The organism is Pseudomonas sp. 05N433, assembly GCF_056396925.1.
On record NZ_JBFTML010000039.1, the window covers coordinates 33,459 to 48,358 of the forward strand.

At 59.8% G+C, this 14,900-nt stretch carries 10 protein-coding genes and 1 pseudogene; 4 read left to right on the plus strand and 7 right to left on the minus strand.

What is annotated here, in order from left to right:
* The first annotated feature begins 1 nt into the window (after position 1).
* The 4 genes from AC1DIS_RS20285 to lpxC all read left to right on the plus strand — a co-directional run bounded on the left by AC1DIS_RS20285 (position 2) and on the right by lpxC (position 4,430).
* Positions 2–871 carry a cell division protein FtsQ/DivIB gene (locus AC1DIS_RS20285; protein WP_007939848.1) on the plus strand — a complete coding sequence of 290 codons (870 nt, stop codon included), beginning with the start codon at positions 2–4 and terminating at the stop codon, positions 869–871.
* 15 nt (positions 872–886) lie between these two features.
* Positions 887–2,146, plus strand: coding sequence for a cell division protein FtsA (gene ftsA, locus AC1DIS_RS20290; protein WP_007939849.1), 1,260 nt, complete (start codon positions 887–889; stop codon positions 2,144–2,146).
* 66 nt (positions 2,147–2,212) lie between these two features.
* Positions 2,213–3,406, plus strand: a complete 1,194-nt coding sequence (gene ftsZ, locus AC1DIS_RS20295; RefSeq protein ID WP_007939850.1) for a cell division protein FtsZ — start codon at positions 2,213–2,215, stop codon at positions 3,404–3,406.
* Positions 3,407–3,518: 112 nt separating this feature from the next.
* Positions 3,519–4,430, plus strand: a complete 912-nt coding sequence (gene lpxC / locus AC1DIS_RS20300) for a UDP-3-O-acyl-N-acetylglucosamine deacetylase (RefSeq protein WP_007939852.1) — start codon at positions 3,519–3,521, stop codon at positions 4,428–4,430.
* A 67-nt stretch (positions 4,431–4,497) separates the two neighbouring features.
* Here lpxC and AC1DIS_RS20305 read toward each other — a convergent pair whose 3' ends face one another.
* The 7 genes and pseudogenes from AC1DIS_RS20305 to AC1DIS_RS20335 form a co-directional block, all read right to left on the minus strand.
* Entirely contained in the window at positions 4,498–5,994 is a 1,497-nt protein-coding gene (locus AC1DIS_RS20305; protein ID WP_028939844.1) for a sensor domain-containing diguanylate cyclase, read from the minus strand.
* Positions 5,995–6,142: 148 nt separating this feature from the next.
* Positions 6,143–7,454 (minus strand): annotated as a pseudogene (locus AC1DIS_RS20310) (OprD family porin).
* Between the two features lie 194 nt (positions 7,455–7,648).
* A complete protein-coding gene (locus tag AC1DIS_RS20315) occupies positions 7,649–7,873 on the minus strand; it encodes a hypothetical protein (RefSeq protein ID WP_064616208.1) in 225 nt (74 codons plus the stop codon).
* A 281-nt stretch (positions 7,874–8,154) separates the two neighbouring features.
* A complete protein-coding gene (locus AC1DIS_RS20320) occupies positions 8,155–9,519 on the minus strand; it encodes a heavy metal sensor histidine kinase (RefSeq protein WP_018930140.1) in 1,365 nt (454 codons plus the stop codon).
* Positions 9,509–10,186, minus strand: a complete 678-nt coding sequence (locus AC1DIS_RS20325) for a heavy metal response regulator transcription factor (RefSeq protein ID WP_018930141.1) — start codon at positions 10,184–10,186, stop codon at positions 9,509–9,511. The genes AC1DIS_RS20320 and AC1DIS_RS20325 overlap by 11 nt, the downstream gene beginning before the upstream one ends.
* Positions 10,187–10,195: 9 nt before the next feature.
* Entirely contained in the window at positions 10,196–13,297 is a 3,102-nt protein-coding gene (locus tag AC1DIS_RS20330; protein ID WP_477781045.1) for a multidrug efflux RND transporter permease subunit, read from the minus strand.
* Positions 13,294–14,454 (minus strand): efflux RND transporter periplasmic adaptor subunit, encoded by a 1,161-nt coding sequence (locus tag AC1DIS_RS20335; RefSeq protein ID WP_064616210.1) that lies wholly within the window; start codon positions 14,452–14,454, stop codon positions 13,294–13,296. The genes AC1DIS_RS20330 and AC1DIS_RS20335 overlap by 4 nt, the downstream gene beginning before the upstream one ends.
* Positions 14,455–14,900: the final 446 nt, after the last annotated feature.

Genomic DNA, 14,900 nt, shown 5'->3' on the forward strand with positions numbered 1-14,900 from the left:
CATGCAAGGCGCACAGCTGAGACATCAGCCCTCCGCACCACCCGGCCGCAAGCCGGTGCCGCGGGGTGCCAGCCGAATGGTGGCCAAAGAGCCGATGTCCGTGCGCCTGCCGAAAGCCAACTTCGGTTTTCTGAAAAGCCTGTTCTGGCCCGTGCTGCTGGTGGCGTTGGGGTTCGGTACTTACGAAGGCGCACAGCGTTTGCTGCCGTACGCCGACCGGCCGATCACCAAAATCGCCGTGCAGGGCGACTTGAGTTACATCAGCCAGCAAGCGGTGCAGCAGCGGATCGCCCCGTACGTGGCGTCGAGCTTCTTCACCATCGACCTGGCGAGTATGCGCACCGAGCTTGAACAGATGCCATGGATTGCCCACGCCGAAGTGCGTCGGGTGTGGCCGGATCAGGTAGTGATTCGCCTGGAAGAACAACTGCCGGTGGCCCGTTGGGGCGATGAGTCGCTGTTGAACAACCAGGGACAGGCGTTCACCCCGCGCGAGCTGGCGAACTACGAACACTTGCCACAGCTGTTCGGCCCGCAGCGGGCTCAGCAACAAGTGATGCAGCAATACCAGGTGCTGAGCCAGATGCTCAGGCCATTGGGCTTCTCGATTGCACGCCTGGAGTTGCGTGAACGAGGCAGCTGGTTCCTGACCACCGGCGCAGGCAGCGCCGGTCCCGGAATCGAACTGCTGCTGGGACGCGGCAACCTGGTGGAAAAGATGCGCCGCTTCATTGCCATCTATGACAAGACGCTCAAAGAGCAGATTACGAACATTGCGCGCATCGATCTGCGCTACGCCAACGGCCTTGCCGTTGGCTGGCGGGAACCTGTAGCGCCGACGACAGCCCAACCCGCTGTCGCAAAGAATTAAGAAGAGGCAGGACCCATGGCAAACGTGCAAAGCGGCAAAATGATCGTCGGTCTCGATATCGGCACCTCCAAGGTGGTGGCGCTGGTCGGCGAGGTCGCGGACGACGGCACGCTCGAAATCGTCGGGATCGGTACACATCCGTCCCGCGGCCTGAAAAAAGGCGTAGTGGTGAACATCGAGTCCACCGTCCAGTCGATCCAGCGCGCTATCGAAGAAGCGCAGCTGATGGCCGGTTGCCGGATCCACTCGGCGTTCGTCGGCGTGGCCGGCAATCACATCCGCAGCCTGAACTCCCACGGTATCGTGGCGATTCGTGATCGCGAAGTCAGCTCCGCCGACCTTGAACGCGTCCTCGACGCCGCCCAGGCTGTGGCAATTCCGGCTGACCAGCGCGTGCTGCACACCCTGCCGCAGGATTATGTGATCGATAACCAGGAAGGCGTGCGCGAGCCGCTGGGCATGTCCGGCGTGCGTCTGGAAGCCAAGGTTCACGTGGTCACCTGCGCCGTCAACGCCGCACAGAACATTGAAAAGTGCGTGCGTCGCTGCGGCCTGGAAATCGACGACATCATTCTCGAGCAACTGGCTTCGGCGTATTCGGTGCTGACCGACGACGAGAAAGAACTGGGCGTGTGCCTGGTGGACATCGGCGGCGGTACCACCGACATCGCGATCTTCACCGAAGGCGCGATCCGCCACACCGCAGTGATCCCGATTGCGGGCGACCAGGTGACCAACGACATCGCGATGGCGTTGCGCACCCCGACCCAGTACGCCGAAGAAATCAAGATTCGCTATGCCTGCGCCCTGGCCAAACTGGCCGGTGCCGGCGAAACCATCAAGGTACCGAGTGTCGGCGACCGTCCACCGCGCGAACTGTCCCGCCAGGCCCTGGCCGAAGTGGTCGAGCCGCGTTACGACGAGCTGTTCACCCTGATCCAGGCCGAACTGCGTCGCAGCGGCTATGAAGACCTGATCCCGGCCGGCATCGTGCTGACCGGCGGTACGTCGAAGATGGAAGGCGCGGTCGAACTGGCCGAAGAGATCTTCCACATGCCGGTTCGCCTGGGCGTGCCCCATGGAGTCAAGGGCCTGGACGACGTGGTCCGCAACCCGATCTATTCCACCGGCGTTGGCCTGTTGATGTACGGCCTGCAGAAGCAGTCCGACGGGATTTCGTTCTCGGGCATCGGCAGCCGCGACAGCTACAGCAATGACGAACCGAAAGCCGCTCTGCTCGATCGCATCAAGAGCTGGGTACAAGGCAATTTCTAAAGCTTTACCGCAACACCGCTTCAAAAGCAGTAGGCGAAAAAACTAGAGAATGTAAGGAGAGGGAAAATGTTCGAACTCGTAGACAACATCCCCGCAAGCCCGGTTATTAAAGTTATCGGTGTTGGCGGAGGCGGCGGCAACGCTGTCAATCACATGGTCAAGAGCAACATTGAAGGCGTTGAATTCATCTGCGCCAACACTGATGCCCAAGCGCTGAAAAGCATCAGCGCGCGCACCATTCTGCAACTGGGTACCAGCGTGACCAAAGGTCTGGGCGCTGGCGCCAACCCTGAAGTAGGTCGTCAGGCCGCTCTCGAAGACCGTGAGCGCATTGCCGAAGTCCTGCAGGGCACCAACATGGTGTTCATCACGACCGGCATGGGCGGCGGTACCGGTACCGGTGCAGCGCCAATCATTGCTGAAGTGGCCAAGGAAATGGGGATCCTCACCGTTGCGGTGGTGACCCGTCCGTTCCCGTTCGAAGGCCGCAAGCGCATGCAGCTCGCCGACGAAGGTATCCGTCTGCTGTCTGAAAGCGTCGACTCGTTGATCACCATTCCCAACGAGAAGCTGCTGACCATCCTCGGTAAAGACGCAAGCCTCTTGTCGGCTTTCGCCAAGGCCGACGATGTACTGGCCGGTGCCGTTCGCGGTATCTCCGACATCATCAAGCGTCCGGGCATGATCAACGTCGACTTCGCCGACGTACGTACCGTGATGAGCGAAATGGGCATGGCGATGATGGGCACTGGCTGCGCCAGCGGTCCGAACCGTGCACGTGAAGCGACCGAAGCGGCCATTCGCAACCCGCTGCTCGAAGACGTGAACCTGCAAGGTGCACGCGGCATCCTGGTGAACATCACCGCCGGTCCTGACCTGTCCCTGGGTGAGTACTCCGACGTGGGTAGCATCATCGAAGCCTTCGCTTCCGAGCACGCAATGGTCAAGGTCGGTACCGTTATCGATCCGGACATGCGCGACGAACTGCACGTGACCGTGGTTGCCACTGGTCTGGGCGCTAAAATCGAGAAGCCTGTGAAGGTCATCGACAATACCGTTCACACCTCGATGGCCTCCCAGCCACAACAACAAGCCCCTGTTCGTCAGGAACAGCCAGCGGTGAATTACCGTGACCTGGACCGTCCGACCGTCATGCGCAACCAGGCTCAGGCCGGTGCTGCGACTGCCGCGAAGATGAACCCGCAAGATGATCTGGACTACCTGGACATCCCGGCTTTCCTGCGTCGTCAGGCCGATTGATGAAATGTATCAGGGGTATTAGGGTGATTGGTGTTCAGCAAAGGTCTGGTCTGCTATCATCGCCAGCCTTTGTTGATACCAGTTCGCAATTTGCGCTGAAGCGGCCCATGCCATGATTAAACAACGCACCCTGAAGAATATTATCCGTGCCACAGGTGTCGGCCTGCACTCCGGGGAGAAGGTCTACCTGACCCTCAAGCCAGCGCCTGTCGACACCGGCATTGTGTTTTGTCGTGCTGACCTCGACCCTGTGGTGCAGATTCCTGCCCGCGCGGAAAACGTTGGCGAAACCACTATGTCGACCACGCTTGTTAACGGTGACGTCAAAGTGGACACGGTGGAGCACCTGCTCTCGGCCATGGCTGGCCTGGGCATCGATAACGCCTACGTCGAGCTCTCCGCGTCCGAAGTCCCGATCATGGATGGTAGCGCTGGACCCTTCGTATTCCTGATTCAATCGGCCGGCCTGGAAGAGCAGGACGCCGCCAAGAAGTTCATCCGGATCCTGCGGGAAGTGACAGTGGAAGACGGCGACAAGCGCGCCACTTTCGTCCCTTTCGAAGGTTTCAAAGTGAGCTTCGAGATCGATTTCGATCACCCGGTTTTCCGTGACCGCACACAAAGTGCAAGCGTGGATTTTTCCAGCACTTCGTTCGTAAAAGAAGTCAGCCGCGCGCGTACCTTTGGTTTCATGAGTGATATCGAGTACCTGCGCAAGCACAACCTCGCACTCGGCGGCAGCGTTGAAAACGCAATTGTGGTCGACGCGGATGGTGTACTGAACGAAGACGGCCTTCGCTATGAAGACGAATTCGTGAAGCACAAAATCCTCGATGCGATTGGTGACCTCTACCTGCTGGGCAATAGCCTGATTGGTGAGTTCAAGGGCTTCAAGTCCGGACACGCATTGAACAACCAGCTGCTGCGCAAGTTGATTGAGCAGACAGATGCTTGGGAAGTCGTGACGTTCGAAGACGCCAGCACCGCACCGATCTCTTACATGCGTCCTGTTGCGGCCGTGTAAGCAAAAAACCTCTCTAGTTTTTTAAAGGCTACCTTCGGGTGGCCTTTTTTTATGCCAGCGGGAACGATCAATCCGCAGCGACCACCCGGTTCCGCCCGTTTTCCTTGGCCTGATACAGCGCCTTGTCCGCTGCAAACAGCAACTGTTCCAGGCTGATGTCGGTTGCTGTCGTCCAGGTACTGATACCAATACTGACAGTAATCGGTGACACATCACCTCCCACCAACGGCAATTGCTCCACCGCCATACGGATTTTTTCGGCAATCTGTCGGGCTCCGGCGCTGTCGGTTTCAGCCAGGATCACTGAAAACTCCTCGCCACCATACCGGGCGACCAGGTCCGCCGGCCGTCGAACATGGGTGTCGATCACCTTGGCCACCGAGCGCAAGGCATCGTCGCCCCCTCGGTGGCCGTGGCGATCATTGAACGCCTTGAAGTGATCGATATCGATCATCAACAGCGACAACGGCTGACCGGAACGCTGGGCACGAAACCATTCATGGTGCAGAGCCTGATCCAGGCTTCGGCGATTGGCCAGACCGGTCAAGGGGTCGGTGGCGGCCAGTTGTGCCAGTTCCTGCTCGGCGCTTTGGCGTCGACGCAGCTCCCGGCAGAGCAACCAGGTCAGCCACAGCAGGCTCACGCACAGGGCAACGGTCGCAGAAGTGACTACCACCGCGGTGCGCTTCCAGGCCGCAAAGACTTCATCGCTGGACAGCGCAACGATGACGATCAACGGCAAATTCCCGACCTTGGAGAAGGTGTACAAGCGCTCATCGTTGTATCGACTGGACATGCCGGTGAAGCTGCCGTTGCCTTCTTTGACGATGCGCTGGAAATTGGGGCGGTTGCTGAAATCCTTGCCGATCAGCTCTTCGGCCAGGTGGGGTTGGTGGGCCAGGAGAATCCCGTCCTTGCTGATCAGGCTGACCGTACTGTCGCGGCCGATGCTCAAGCTGTTGAACAACTGATCGAAGTAGCTCAAATGCATGGCGGCCTCGGCCACGCCGAGGAACTCACCCTGGGTGCCGTTCACCCGGCGGCTGAAACTGATCCGCCAATCCTGTTCCGGCGGCCGGGCCTTGAAAGGGCGACTGATGAACATGCCCGGGTCCGGATTGTTGATGTGGGCCTGGAAGTATTCGCGATCGGCAAAGTTGCCCTTTCTGGGCTCCACCGAGGCCGAGTCGGCGATCACATAGCCCTTGTTGTCGAGCAACAAGATGTTGCCCTTGTACGGCGCGGCAGTGGCGCGGTCGAAATAGGCCAGGTGACGAATGGCTGGGGAAACGCTCTTGAGGTCTTCCCGCTGGGAGGCAGCGATCAAACCCAGCAGGGACACGTCATAGAGTTCGACATTGCGCAGCACGTCGGCGTCGATCAATTGCACGATATTGTTGGCGGCGCGAGCGGCGGACAATTTGGCATTGGCGTGTTCGCGGATCAGCAGGAACGCGACGATGCTCAGTATTGCGATCACCAACAACACACTACTGAGAACCAGAAGCCGCTCCGAGCGTGTCGAACGGATCGGATCACCGGATTTCGCACTGTTCACACTCATGGTTCTGACTTCTGCAAATAAGGCGTTATGAAAGTGCTTTTACAAGAATCGGGCAGAGTCCCAGAAACCGGTCGCGTCCTGCGCGCCTATATAAATCCCGGATAATAAAAAGGCCAGCAAAACATGCTGGCCTTTTGCTAATTGAAGCTTAGAAGACATTCACCGGGTAGTCGACAATTACCCGGTATTCATCCGTGTCCTGATCCAGCGCACCGTAACCGTTGCCGCCACGGTTAGACGCCCATTGCAGACGCATCGCCAGGTCTTTGGCCTTGCTACCCTGGACCACGTACTTGAGCTCGATGTCTCGTTCCCGATGCCTGGCGTTTCTGCCGTCGGCGCTGTACCACGAGGCGTAACCGCGGCTGTCCGGATCGACCTTGGTCAGGTCCCCGTGAGTAGGACACCGCCGAGGTCAGGCCGGGCATGTCGAGGCCAGCAAAGTCGTAGGCGTACTTGAGTTTCCACGAGCGCTCATTCGGACCGTTGAAGTCCGAATACTGCTGGGAGTTGTCGAGATAAATGCTGTCGCCCTGGCTGATGTAATCGAACGGCGTGTTGCCGTTGACCCGCTGGTAGGCGGCGGTGACGCTGTGATGGCCCACGTCGACGGTGAAATGCAGGCTGTAGGTGTTGTTGTCGATGTTGCCCAGCAGTGCATCGCCGGTGTCTTGCGTGTGATAGAAGTGCAGGCCCGGGTTGAGGCTGACCAAGTCATTCAGCGAATAGGTGTAGTCCAGGTCGTAGTAGTACTGGTTCCAGATGTCCTTGAGTTCGGCCGCATACAGGCTGCTGGTCAGGCCCGGCAGGCCGCTCCAGGCCACGCCGGCCCAATTCAAATGCCGGCTTTCATCGCCATCGGCCAGGCTGCCATAGGACGTGCCGATGCGGGTGTGGCCGCTCTGGTTGTAGAGTTTGGTGAAGCTGGCCTGACCGCCCTCGATCATCAACCCGTCGACACTGTGGTTGGTCAGGCTGACGCCGCGAAAGGTCTGCGGCAGCATGCGGGTTTCGCCACCGGCGATCACCGGGTTGGCAAGGAACAGGTCGCCGGCCTTCAATTCGGTATCGAAGGCCCGCATTTTCAGGGTGCCGCCAGCGGTGGAAAACGAGCCCGGTGCCTTGCCGTTGCCCTCGCTGATCGGCAGGATGCTCGACCCGTCGGTGCCACCACCGCCGTCGAGCTTGAGCCCGAGCATCGCGTGGGCTTCAACGCCGAAACCGATGGTGCCCTGGCTGAATCCCGATTCGAAGCGACCGAGAAAGCCCTGACCCCACTCGATGTTGTCATCGGCCTTTTGCAGGCGATTGCGGTTCATGTAGTAGTTGCGGGCATTGAGGTTGAGGCTCGCCCCATCGACAAAGCCTTCGCGGCTGGATTCGTCGTCGGCCTGCACGTTGTTGGCCATCGTTGCAGTGATTGCAATGAACAGCGGACTGAATCTGAGAGGGAAACGCACGTGCGGTAAAGCTCCTTGGGTCAACTAAGTACTTCATTGTTTTGAAGTGCGGATGTTTGTTGTCAGGGAAGATGAACTGAAGGGGTTTAAAACCACCACGAAAAAAAGCCGCTGATAGCAGCGGCTTTGAAGACAACTTTTCAAAGGGAAGAGCCGATGAAAAGTGTCGAGGGAAACAGAGCGATACGTATGGATCAGCTGTCTTTCTCAACCCGTGGCTGGGCTTGAGTGCTCGACGCTTGAGGGGTTTGCGCAGCCTCTTGGGCCTTGGCTGTCAGTTCGTTTTGATACTGTTCGTAGGCCTTGGCGCGTTCGGCATTTTGTGCGACGAATGTCTGCGACTCTTCAGCCATGGCGAACGGAGACAGGAACAGGGACGACAAAACGAAAGCGCTGGCAATACCCATACTGTTGGACATCTTTAAACCTTCTTGCTTGGCAAGTGCTGTTTGATGGGGCAACGATAAGGGGCTTGGGCGAGGGGAAAAAGAGTGGATTGCATAAAGGACTGTTGCGCTAAAAGTAACAGTCCGCAGTTGCAAGTGGTTTGGCTTTTTTTGTGGCGAGGGAGCTTGCTCCCGCTCGGCTGCGCAGCAGTCGTAATCGGAGTATGTGGCCTGTCTGATTGAATGTAGTCGTATTTTTGGGGCCGCTTCGCAGCCCAGCGCGAGCAAGCTCGCTCGCCACAGGGAGTGGGGGGTCAGACTGGAAGATGAATCCCGAAGGTATTCATCCCATGATCACTGCGCACAAACACATCCCCGCCATGCATCAGCGCAATCGCCTTGACGATCGCCAACCCCAGGCCATGGTTGTTGCCGCTGTTACTGCGTGACGCATCAACCCGGTAGAAACGTTCGAACAGGCGCGGCAGATGCTCATTGGCAATCGGCGACCCCGGGTTGGCGACGCCGATGCTCACTTGGTGCTCCTCGACTTCGATCCGCACCTGAATCACTTGCCCAGGCGCGGTGTGCTGCACCGCGTTGCTCAGCAAGTTGATCAACGCCCGGCGCAGATGTGCGATCTCGATTCGCACCTGCGCATCGCCACTGACCTCGACCTGAACCTGCGCATCCTCAAGAATGAAATCCAGATATTCCAGCGTCGTCGCCACTTCATCAGCCAGTGAGGTGGACGTCAGTTGGGTGGCCTTGCTGCCTTGGTCGGCGCTGGCGAGGAACAGCATGTCGTTGATGATTGAGCGCAGCCGCTCCAGCTCTTCGAGGTTCGATTGCAGCACTTCGAAATAGTGTTCGGCGGAGCGCCCGCGTGTCAGTGCAACCTGGGTCTGGCCGATCAGGTTGGTCAGCGGCGAGCGCAGTTCATGGGCCACGTCGGCATTGAACGATTCCAGCCGCGAGTAGGCCTGTTCCACCCGTTCCAGCGTGGCGTTGAACGAACTGACGAACTGATCGAGCTCCGGGGGCAATGGCGATAATTGCAGGCGCCCGGACAGCCTCGGTGGTGCCAGGCGCTGGGCTTCCTGCGACAACTTGATCAGTGGTTTGAGGCCGATCCGCGCCACCCAGTAACCGAGTAGCGAGGCCAGCAATACCCCAATGATCGCCAGGCTGATCAGGGCGATCAGCAAGTGGTGCTGCGTCTCGTAAAAGGTTTCGGTGTCGATGCCGATCATGAAGCGCAGCGGTGGGCGCTGGTCCTTGGCTGGCAACTCGGTTAGCAGCACTTTCAGCGGGTACGGATGGTCGGGTAATTCCATGTCGCGCATGCCCAATGGGCCTTGGGCGAACGCGCGGATCGACGCGTCGGGTTGGCCGTATTCATAACCGGGATTACCGCTGACCACCCAAAAGCGAATGCGCTTGTCTTCTTCGCTCAGCAGTTTGAGCTTGGCGTTGATCTTCACCCAATGCTCGGGCGTGCCGTAACGGTTGAGCGCCGATTCGAGCACGCTGTAGCGGGCATCGAGCTCGGCTTCGGGCAGCAGGCCCAAGCCCTTGTCGACCTGTTGATACAGCGCACCGCCGATCAACAGAAACACCAGCAGCGCCACCAGCGTAAACATCCCGCTCAGGCGCAGCGCGATGGAGTTACTGGACACCACGGCTCTCCAGCACATAACCCATGCCACGAATGGTGTGCAGCAATTTCTCGTCGAACGGCCCGTCGAGCTTGGCCCGCAGGCGTTTGATCGCGACTTCGACCACGTTGGCGTCGCTGTCGAAATTGATGTCCCAGACCATCTCGGCGATGGCGGTTTTCGAGAGGATTTCACCCTGTCTGCGCGCCAACACACTCAACAGTGAGAACTCCTTGGCGGTCAGGTCCAGGCGGGTGCCGGCGCGGGTGGCTTTGCGGCTGATCAAATCTATCCACAGGTCGGCGATGCTCACCTGCACCGGCTCGTGGCCACCGCTGCGACGGGTCAGCGCTTGCAGGCGCGCCACCAGTTCGAGGAAGGAAAACGGTTTGCCGAGGTAATCGTCGGCGCCATCGCGCAGACCTTTGATGCGGTCTTCCACCCGCTCGCGGGCGGTGAGCATGATCACCGGGGTTTGCTTGCGCGCACGCAATGCGCGCAGCACGCCGAAACCGTCGAGGCCCGGCAGCATGACGTCGAGGACAATCACCGCGTAGTCATTTTCCAGCGCCAGGTGCAGGCCTTCGACGCCATCGCGGGCCACGTCCACGGTGTAACCCTGTTCCGTCAGACCGCGGTGCAGATAATCCGCGGTTTTTTCCTCGTCTTCGATAATCAGAACGCGCATGACCCCGCCTCAGTCTGTGGTCGCCAGCACCGGCTGCTGTGCTGGTGTGGGTCTATGGAATATCCGCTCAAGCCACAAGTATATGACCGGCGTAGTGAACAGCGTCAGCGCCTGACTCACCAGCAAACCGCCGACCACCGCGATGCCCAATGGCTGGCGCAGTTCGGCGCCGGTGCCGTAGCCGATCATCAACGGCAAGGCGCCGAGCAGGGCGGCAAGCGTGGTCATGATGATCGGCCGGAACCGTGTGAGGCAGGCCTCATGGATTGCCTCCAGCGGTGGCAGGCCACGGTTGCGCTGGGCATCCAGCGCGAAGTCGATCATCAGGATACCGTTCTTCTTGACGATACCGATCAGCAGCACCAGCCCGATCAGCGCCATGATCGAAAAGTCCTGGCCGCAGATCCACAGCATGATCACCGCCCCGAGCCCCGCCGAAGGCAGGGTCGAAATGATCGTCAGTGGATGCACGAAGCTTTCGTACAGCACGCCGAGAATGATGTACACCGCCACCAACGCCGCCAGAATCAACCACGGCTGGCTGGCCAGCGAACTCTGGAACGCCTGGGCCGCGCCCTGGAAGTTACCGCTGATGGCGGCCGGCATACCGATGTCAGCCTTGGCCTGGTTGAGCATGATCACCGCATCACCCAACGCCACGCCGGAAGCCAGGTTGAATGACAGGTTGGCCGCCGGGAACATTCCGTCGTGAGCGATGGACAACGGGCCGATGGTCGGCGCATCGAATTTCGCCAGGGCCGACAGCGGCACCATTTCCCCACTCAGCGGAGAGCGCAGGTAGAAATAGTTGAGGCTTTCGGCCTTGCCGCGCTGTTTGGTGTCCAGTTCCAGAATCACGTTGTACTGGTTGGTCTGGGTCTGGAATTCATTGATCTGCCGCTGGCCGAAGGCGTCGTACAGCGCTTCGTCGACATCGCTGGCGGTCAGGCCGAAACGTGCCGCCGCGCTGCGGTCGATGCTGATGTGGGTGATGCTGCCGCCCAGTTGCAAGTCGTTGGAAATGTCGCGGAACGCCGGGTTGCTGCGCAGTTTTTCCGTCAGGCGCTGGGTCCAGGTACTCAGGAGGGCACCGTCGTTGCTCTTGAGCACATATTGGTACTGGGCGCGGCTCGGGCCGGAACTGAGGTTGATGTCTTGCCCGGCGCGCAGGTACAGCACGATGCCCGGGACTTTCATCAGTTGCGGGCGAATCCGGTCGATGAACTGGCTGGCGGACACATCGCGGTCGCCACGCTTTTTCAGCGAAATCCAGAAGCGGCCGTTGGCGATGGTCTGGTTGCTGCCCGAAACACCGACCGAGTGCGAGAACGTCTCGACGGCGGGGTCGGCGGCGACGATTTCGGCCATCGCCAAGTGTTTTTTCACCATGTCGCCGTAGGAAATATCTGCAGCTGCTTCGGTGGTGCCGAGGACGAATCCGGTGTCCTGTACCGGGAAGAAGCCTTTGGGGATGAAAATGTAACCGGCAATGGCCAGCCCCAGCGACAGGCCGAACACACCGATCATCAATGTCTGATGGGCGAGGGCGCGGCGCAGGCCTTTGTCGTACAGCGCCAGCAAGCGCTCGCCGAAACCTGGTTTGCTGTGGGCATGATGCGCCGGTGCGCGCATGAACAGCGCGGCCAGCGTCGGTGCCAGGGTCAGGGACACCACCACCGAAATCAGGATGGTCGAGGTCGCGGTCAAGGCGAACTCCTTGAACAGCCGCCCGACCACGCCGCCCATGAACAGCAGCGGAATGAACGCCGCCACCAGCGAGAAACTGATCGAGACCACGGTAAAACCGATCTCGCCGGCGCCTTTGATCGCCGCCTCGCGCATGCCGTCGCCGGCCTCCAGGTGCCGGTGAATGTTTTCCACCACCACAATCGCATCGTCGACCACAAACCCGACGGACACCACGATCGCCACCAGCGTCAGGTTATTCAGGCTGAAGCCCATGATGTACATCAGGGCGAAACTGGCAGTCAGCGACACACCGAGCACCGCTGTCACGATCAGGGTCGCCGACAGTTGCCGCAGGAACAGCGCCATCACCGCCACCACCAGCAGGATCGCGATCAGCAGGGTGACTTCCACTTCATGCAGCGAGGCGCGGATGGTCTGGGTGCGGTCGATCAACACCTTGACCTGCACCGAAGCCGGCAACATGGCATTCAGTGTCGGCAGGGCCGCTTGAATTCGATCAACGGTCTCGACGATGTTGTCGCTCGGTTGCCGGAAAATCACCAGGTTCACCCCCGGCTGGCCGTCAGCCCAGGCCTGGATGTAGGCATCTTCGGAACCGTTGACCACTTTGGCCACGTCCTTGAGATGGACAGGGGCACCGTTCTTGTAGGAAACGATGAGTTGGCTGTAATCCTCGGGGTGGAACAACTGGTCGTTGGTGGACAGGGTCGAGATGCTCGACTCGCCGTACAACGCACCTTTGGCCTGGTTGAGGCTGGTTTTCTGGATCGCCAGGCGAATGTCCGCCAGGGTCAGGCCAATGGCGGCGAGTTTGTCCGCCGAGGCCTGCACGCGAATCGCCGGACGTTGCTGACCGGTGATGTTCACTTGGCCTACACCGTCGATCTGACTGATCTGACGGGCGAGTAGGGTTTCTACCAGATCGCTGAGTTCGGTGCCGGGCATTTGCGGTGAATTGATGCTGAGAATCAGCACCGGACTGTCAGCCGGGTTGACCTTGCGCCAGGTTGGCAGGTTGGGCATATCTTTGGGCAGTTTGCCGGCGGCGGTGTTGATCGCGGCCTGGACCTCCTGGGCGGCGGTGTCGATGCTTTTGTCGAGGGTGAATTGCAGGGTCAGGATGGTCGAGCCCAGGGCGCTGCTCGAGGTCATCTGGGTCACGCCGGGGATGGCGCTGAATTGCACTTCAAGCGGCGTGGCCACCGATGAGGCCATGGTCTCCGGGTTGGCGCCGGGCAGTTGCGCGGCCACCTGAATGGTCGGGAATTCCGCTTCCGGCAGTGGCGCAATCGACAGTCGCGGGAAGGCGATGACGCCGAGCAATATAAGGGCAAAGGTCAGCAGGACCGTCGCCACCGGATGATCGATGCACCACGCGGAAATGGAACCGTGGCCCTTCATGGTTTTGGCTCCGATTGGACCACTTGCGGTGGCTCGCTCAGTACCTGAACCGTCGAGCCGGGCTTGAGCCTCGATTGGCCGTCGCTGACCAGCACGTCGCCCGGTTTAACGCCTTTGATAATGTCCTGGCCGCTGCCTTGATAGACCATTTGCACCTGCACGGCTTCGACCTTGTCGCCGTTGACCCTGTACACGAAATGTTGATCGAGCCCGCGTTGTACGACCGTGGGCGGCACCACCAGCGCATTTTTATCCAGCGCCGTCTGAATCTTTACCGTCACCAGCAGGCCCGGCCAGAGTTTCTGTGCGGGGTTGGCGAATTCGGCCTTGGCGCGGATGGTGCCGGTGTTGGCGTTGATCTGGTTGTCGATCAGGGTCAGGTGACCTTCGCCCAGCAGGTTGCCGGTTTCACCGTCAGTGTCGGCGCCGATGTAAGCCTTGACCGGTGCTTGCTGTGGATTGTTGATCAGGCCTTGCAGGGTCGGCAGCATTTGCTGCGGCAGGGAAAACTCCACGGCGATCGGGTCGATCTGGGTCACCGTGAACAGACCTTGGGTGTCGGTCATGCGCAGGAAGTTGCCTTCATCGACTGTGCGAATACCAACGCGACCGGTGACTGGCGAGCGAATCTGTGTGTAGGAAAGCTGCACCAGAGCGGCGTCGATCGAGGCTTGATTGCCTTGGGCGGTGGCTTTGAGTTGGTTGACCAGGGCTTGTTGCTGGTCGTAGGTCTGCTTGGACACGCCGTCGTCGACCCTCAGCAATTTGTAGCGCTTGAGGTTGACCTGGGCCACTTGCAGTTGCGCCTGGCTTTCGCCCAGTTGCGCCCGGGCCTGGTCGAGGCTGGCGCGGATCGAGCGGTCATCGAGGGTGGCCAGCAGGTCACCCTGGTTCACCAGTTGGCCTTCCTTGACCAGCAGTTTGGTGAGGATGCCGTCGATTTGCGGGCGCACGACCACGCTGTGCAAGGACAACACCGAGCCGATGCCGCTGACGTAGCGGGGCACATCTTTTTCGACGACGCTGACCACCCGCACGGGAATGGCGGTGGGGGCGGCCAGTTTGGTGGCGGCGGGTTTGGTGGCGTACCAAACGCCCGTCGCTGCCAGGGCGATCAGAAGGGCGGCGAGCAGGGCGGTTTTTTTCTGAATTCGCATGCGAGTGGGGCGCCGGGCTGAGTGGTCTGGTTTTGTCAGGTTTATACCTTCCTTTATAAACCTGTTCGCCGGTCAGGAGCGTGACTGGTAACTGACGGCTCTGTCAGTTTGGACCTCCTTTGGTTGTTGCTGATTCCTTTGGTCTTGGCGGCCTTTGGGCCGACCATGTTCTTGTGGGTGGTGTACATATCCGTTGCTGCGGTAACGGCGGCTTATGGTTTCGCCCTTACGGCGAGTCCCTTTTGGCAAACGCCCCAAAAGGAACCAAAAGGTCTCGCCCCGAACGTACGGCCCCTCGCTGAGGCTCGGGGTTCCTTCGCTCCGGTATCCATCTGGGGGCATCGCCCTACGGTTGGCTTCGCTTCAACCTACATGCGATGTGTTCGACTGCGTCGAACGGCGCTGCGCGCCAATCCCCAGATGAACACCTCCACTCAGCCTCCCGA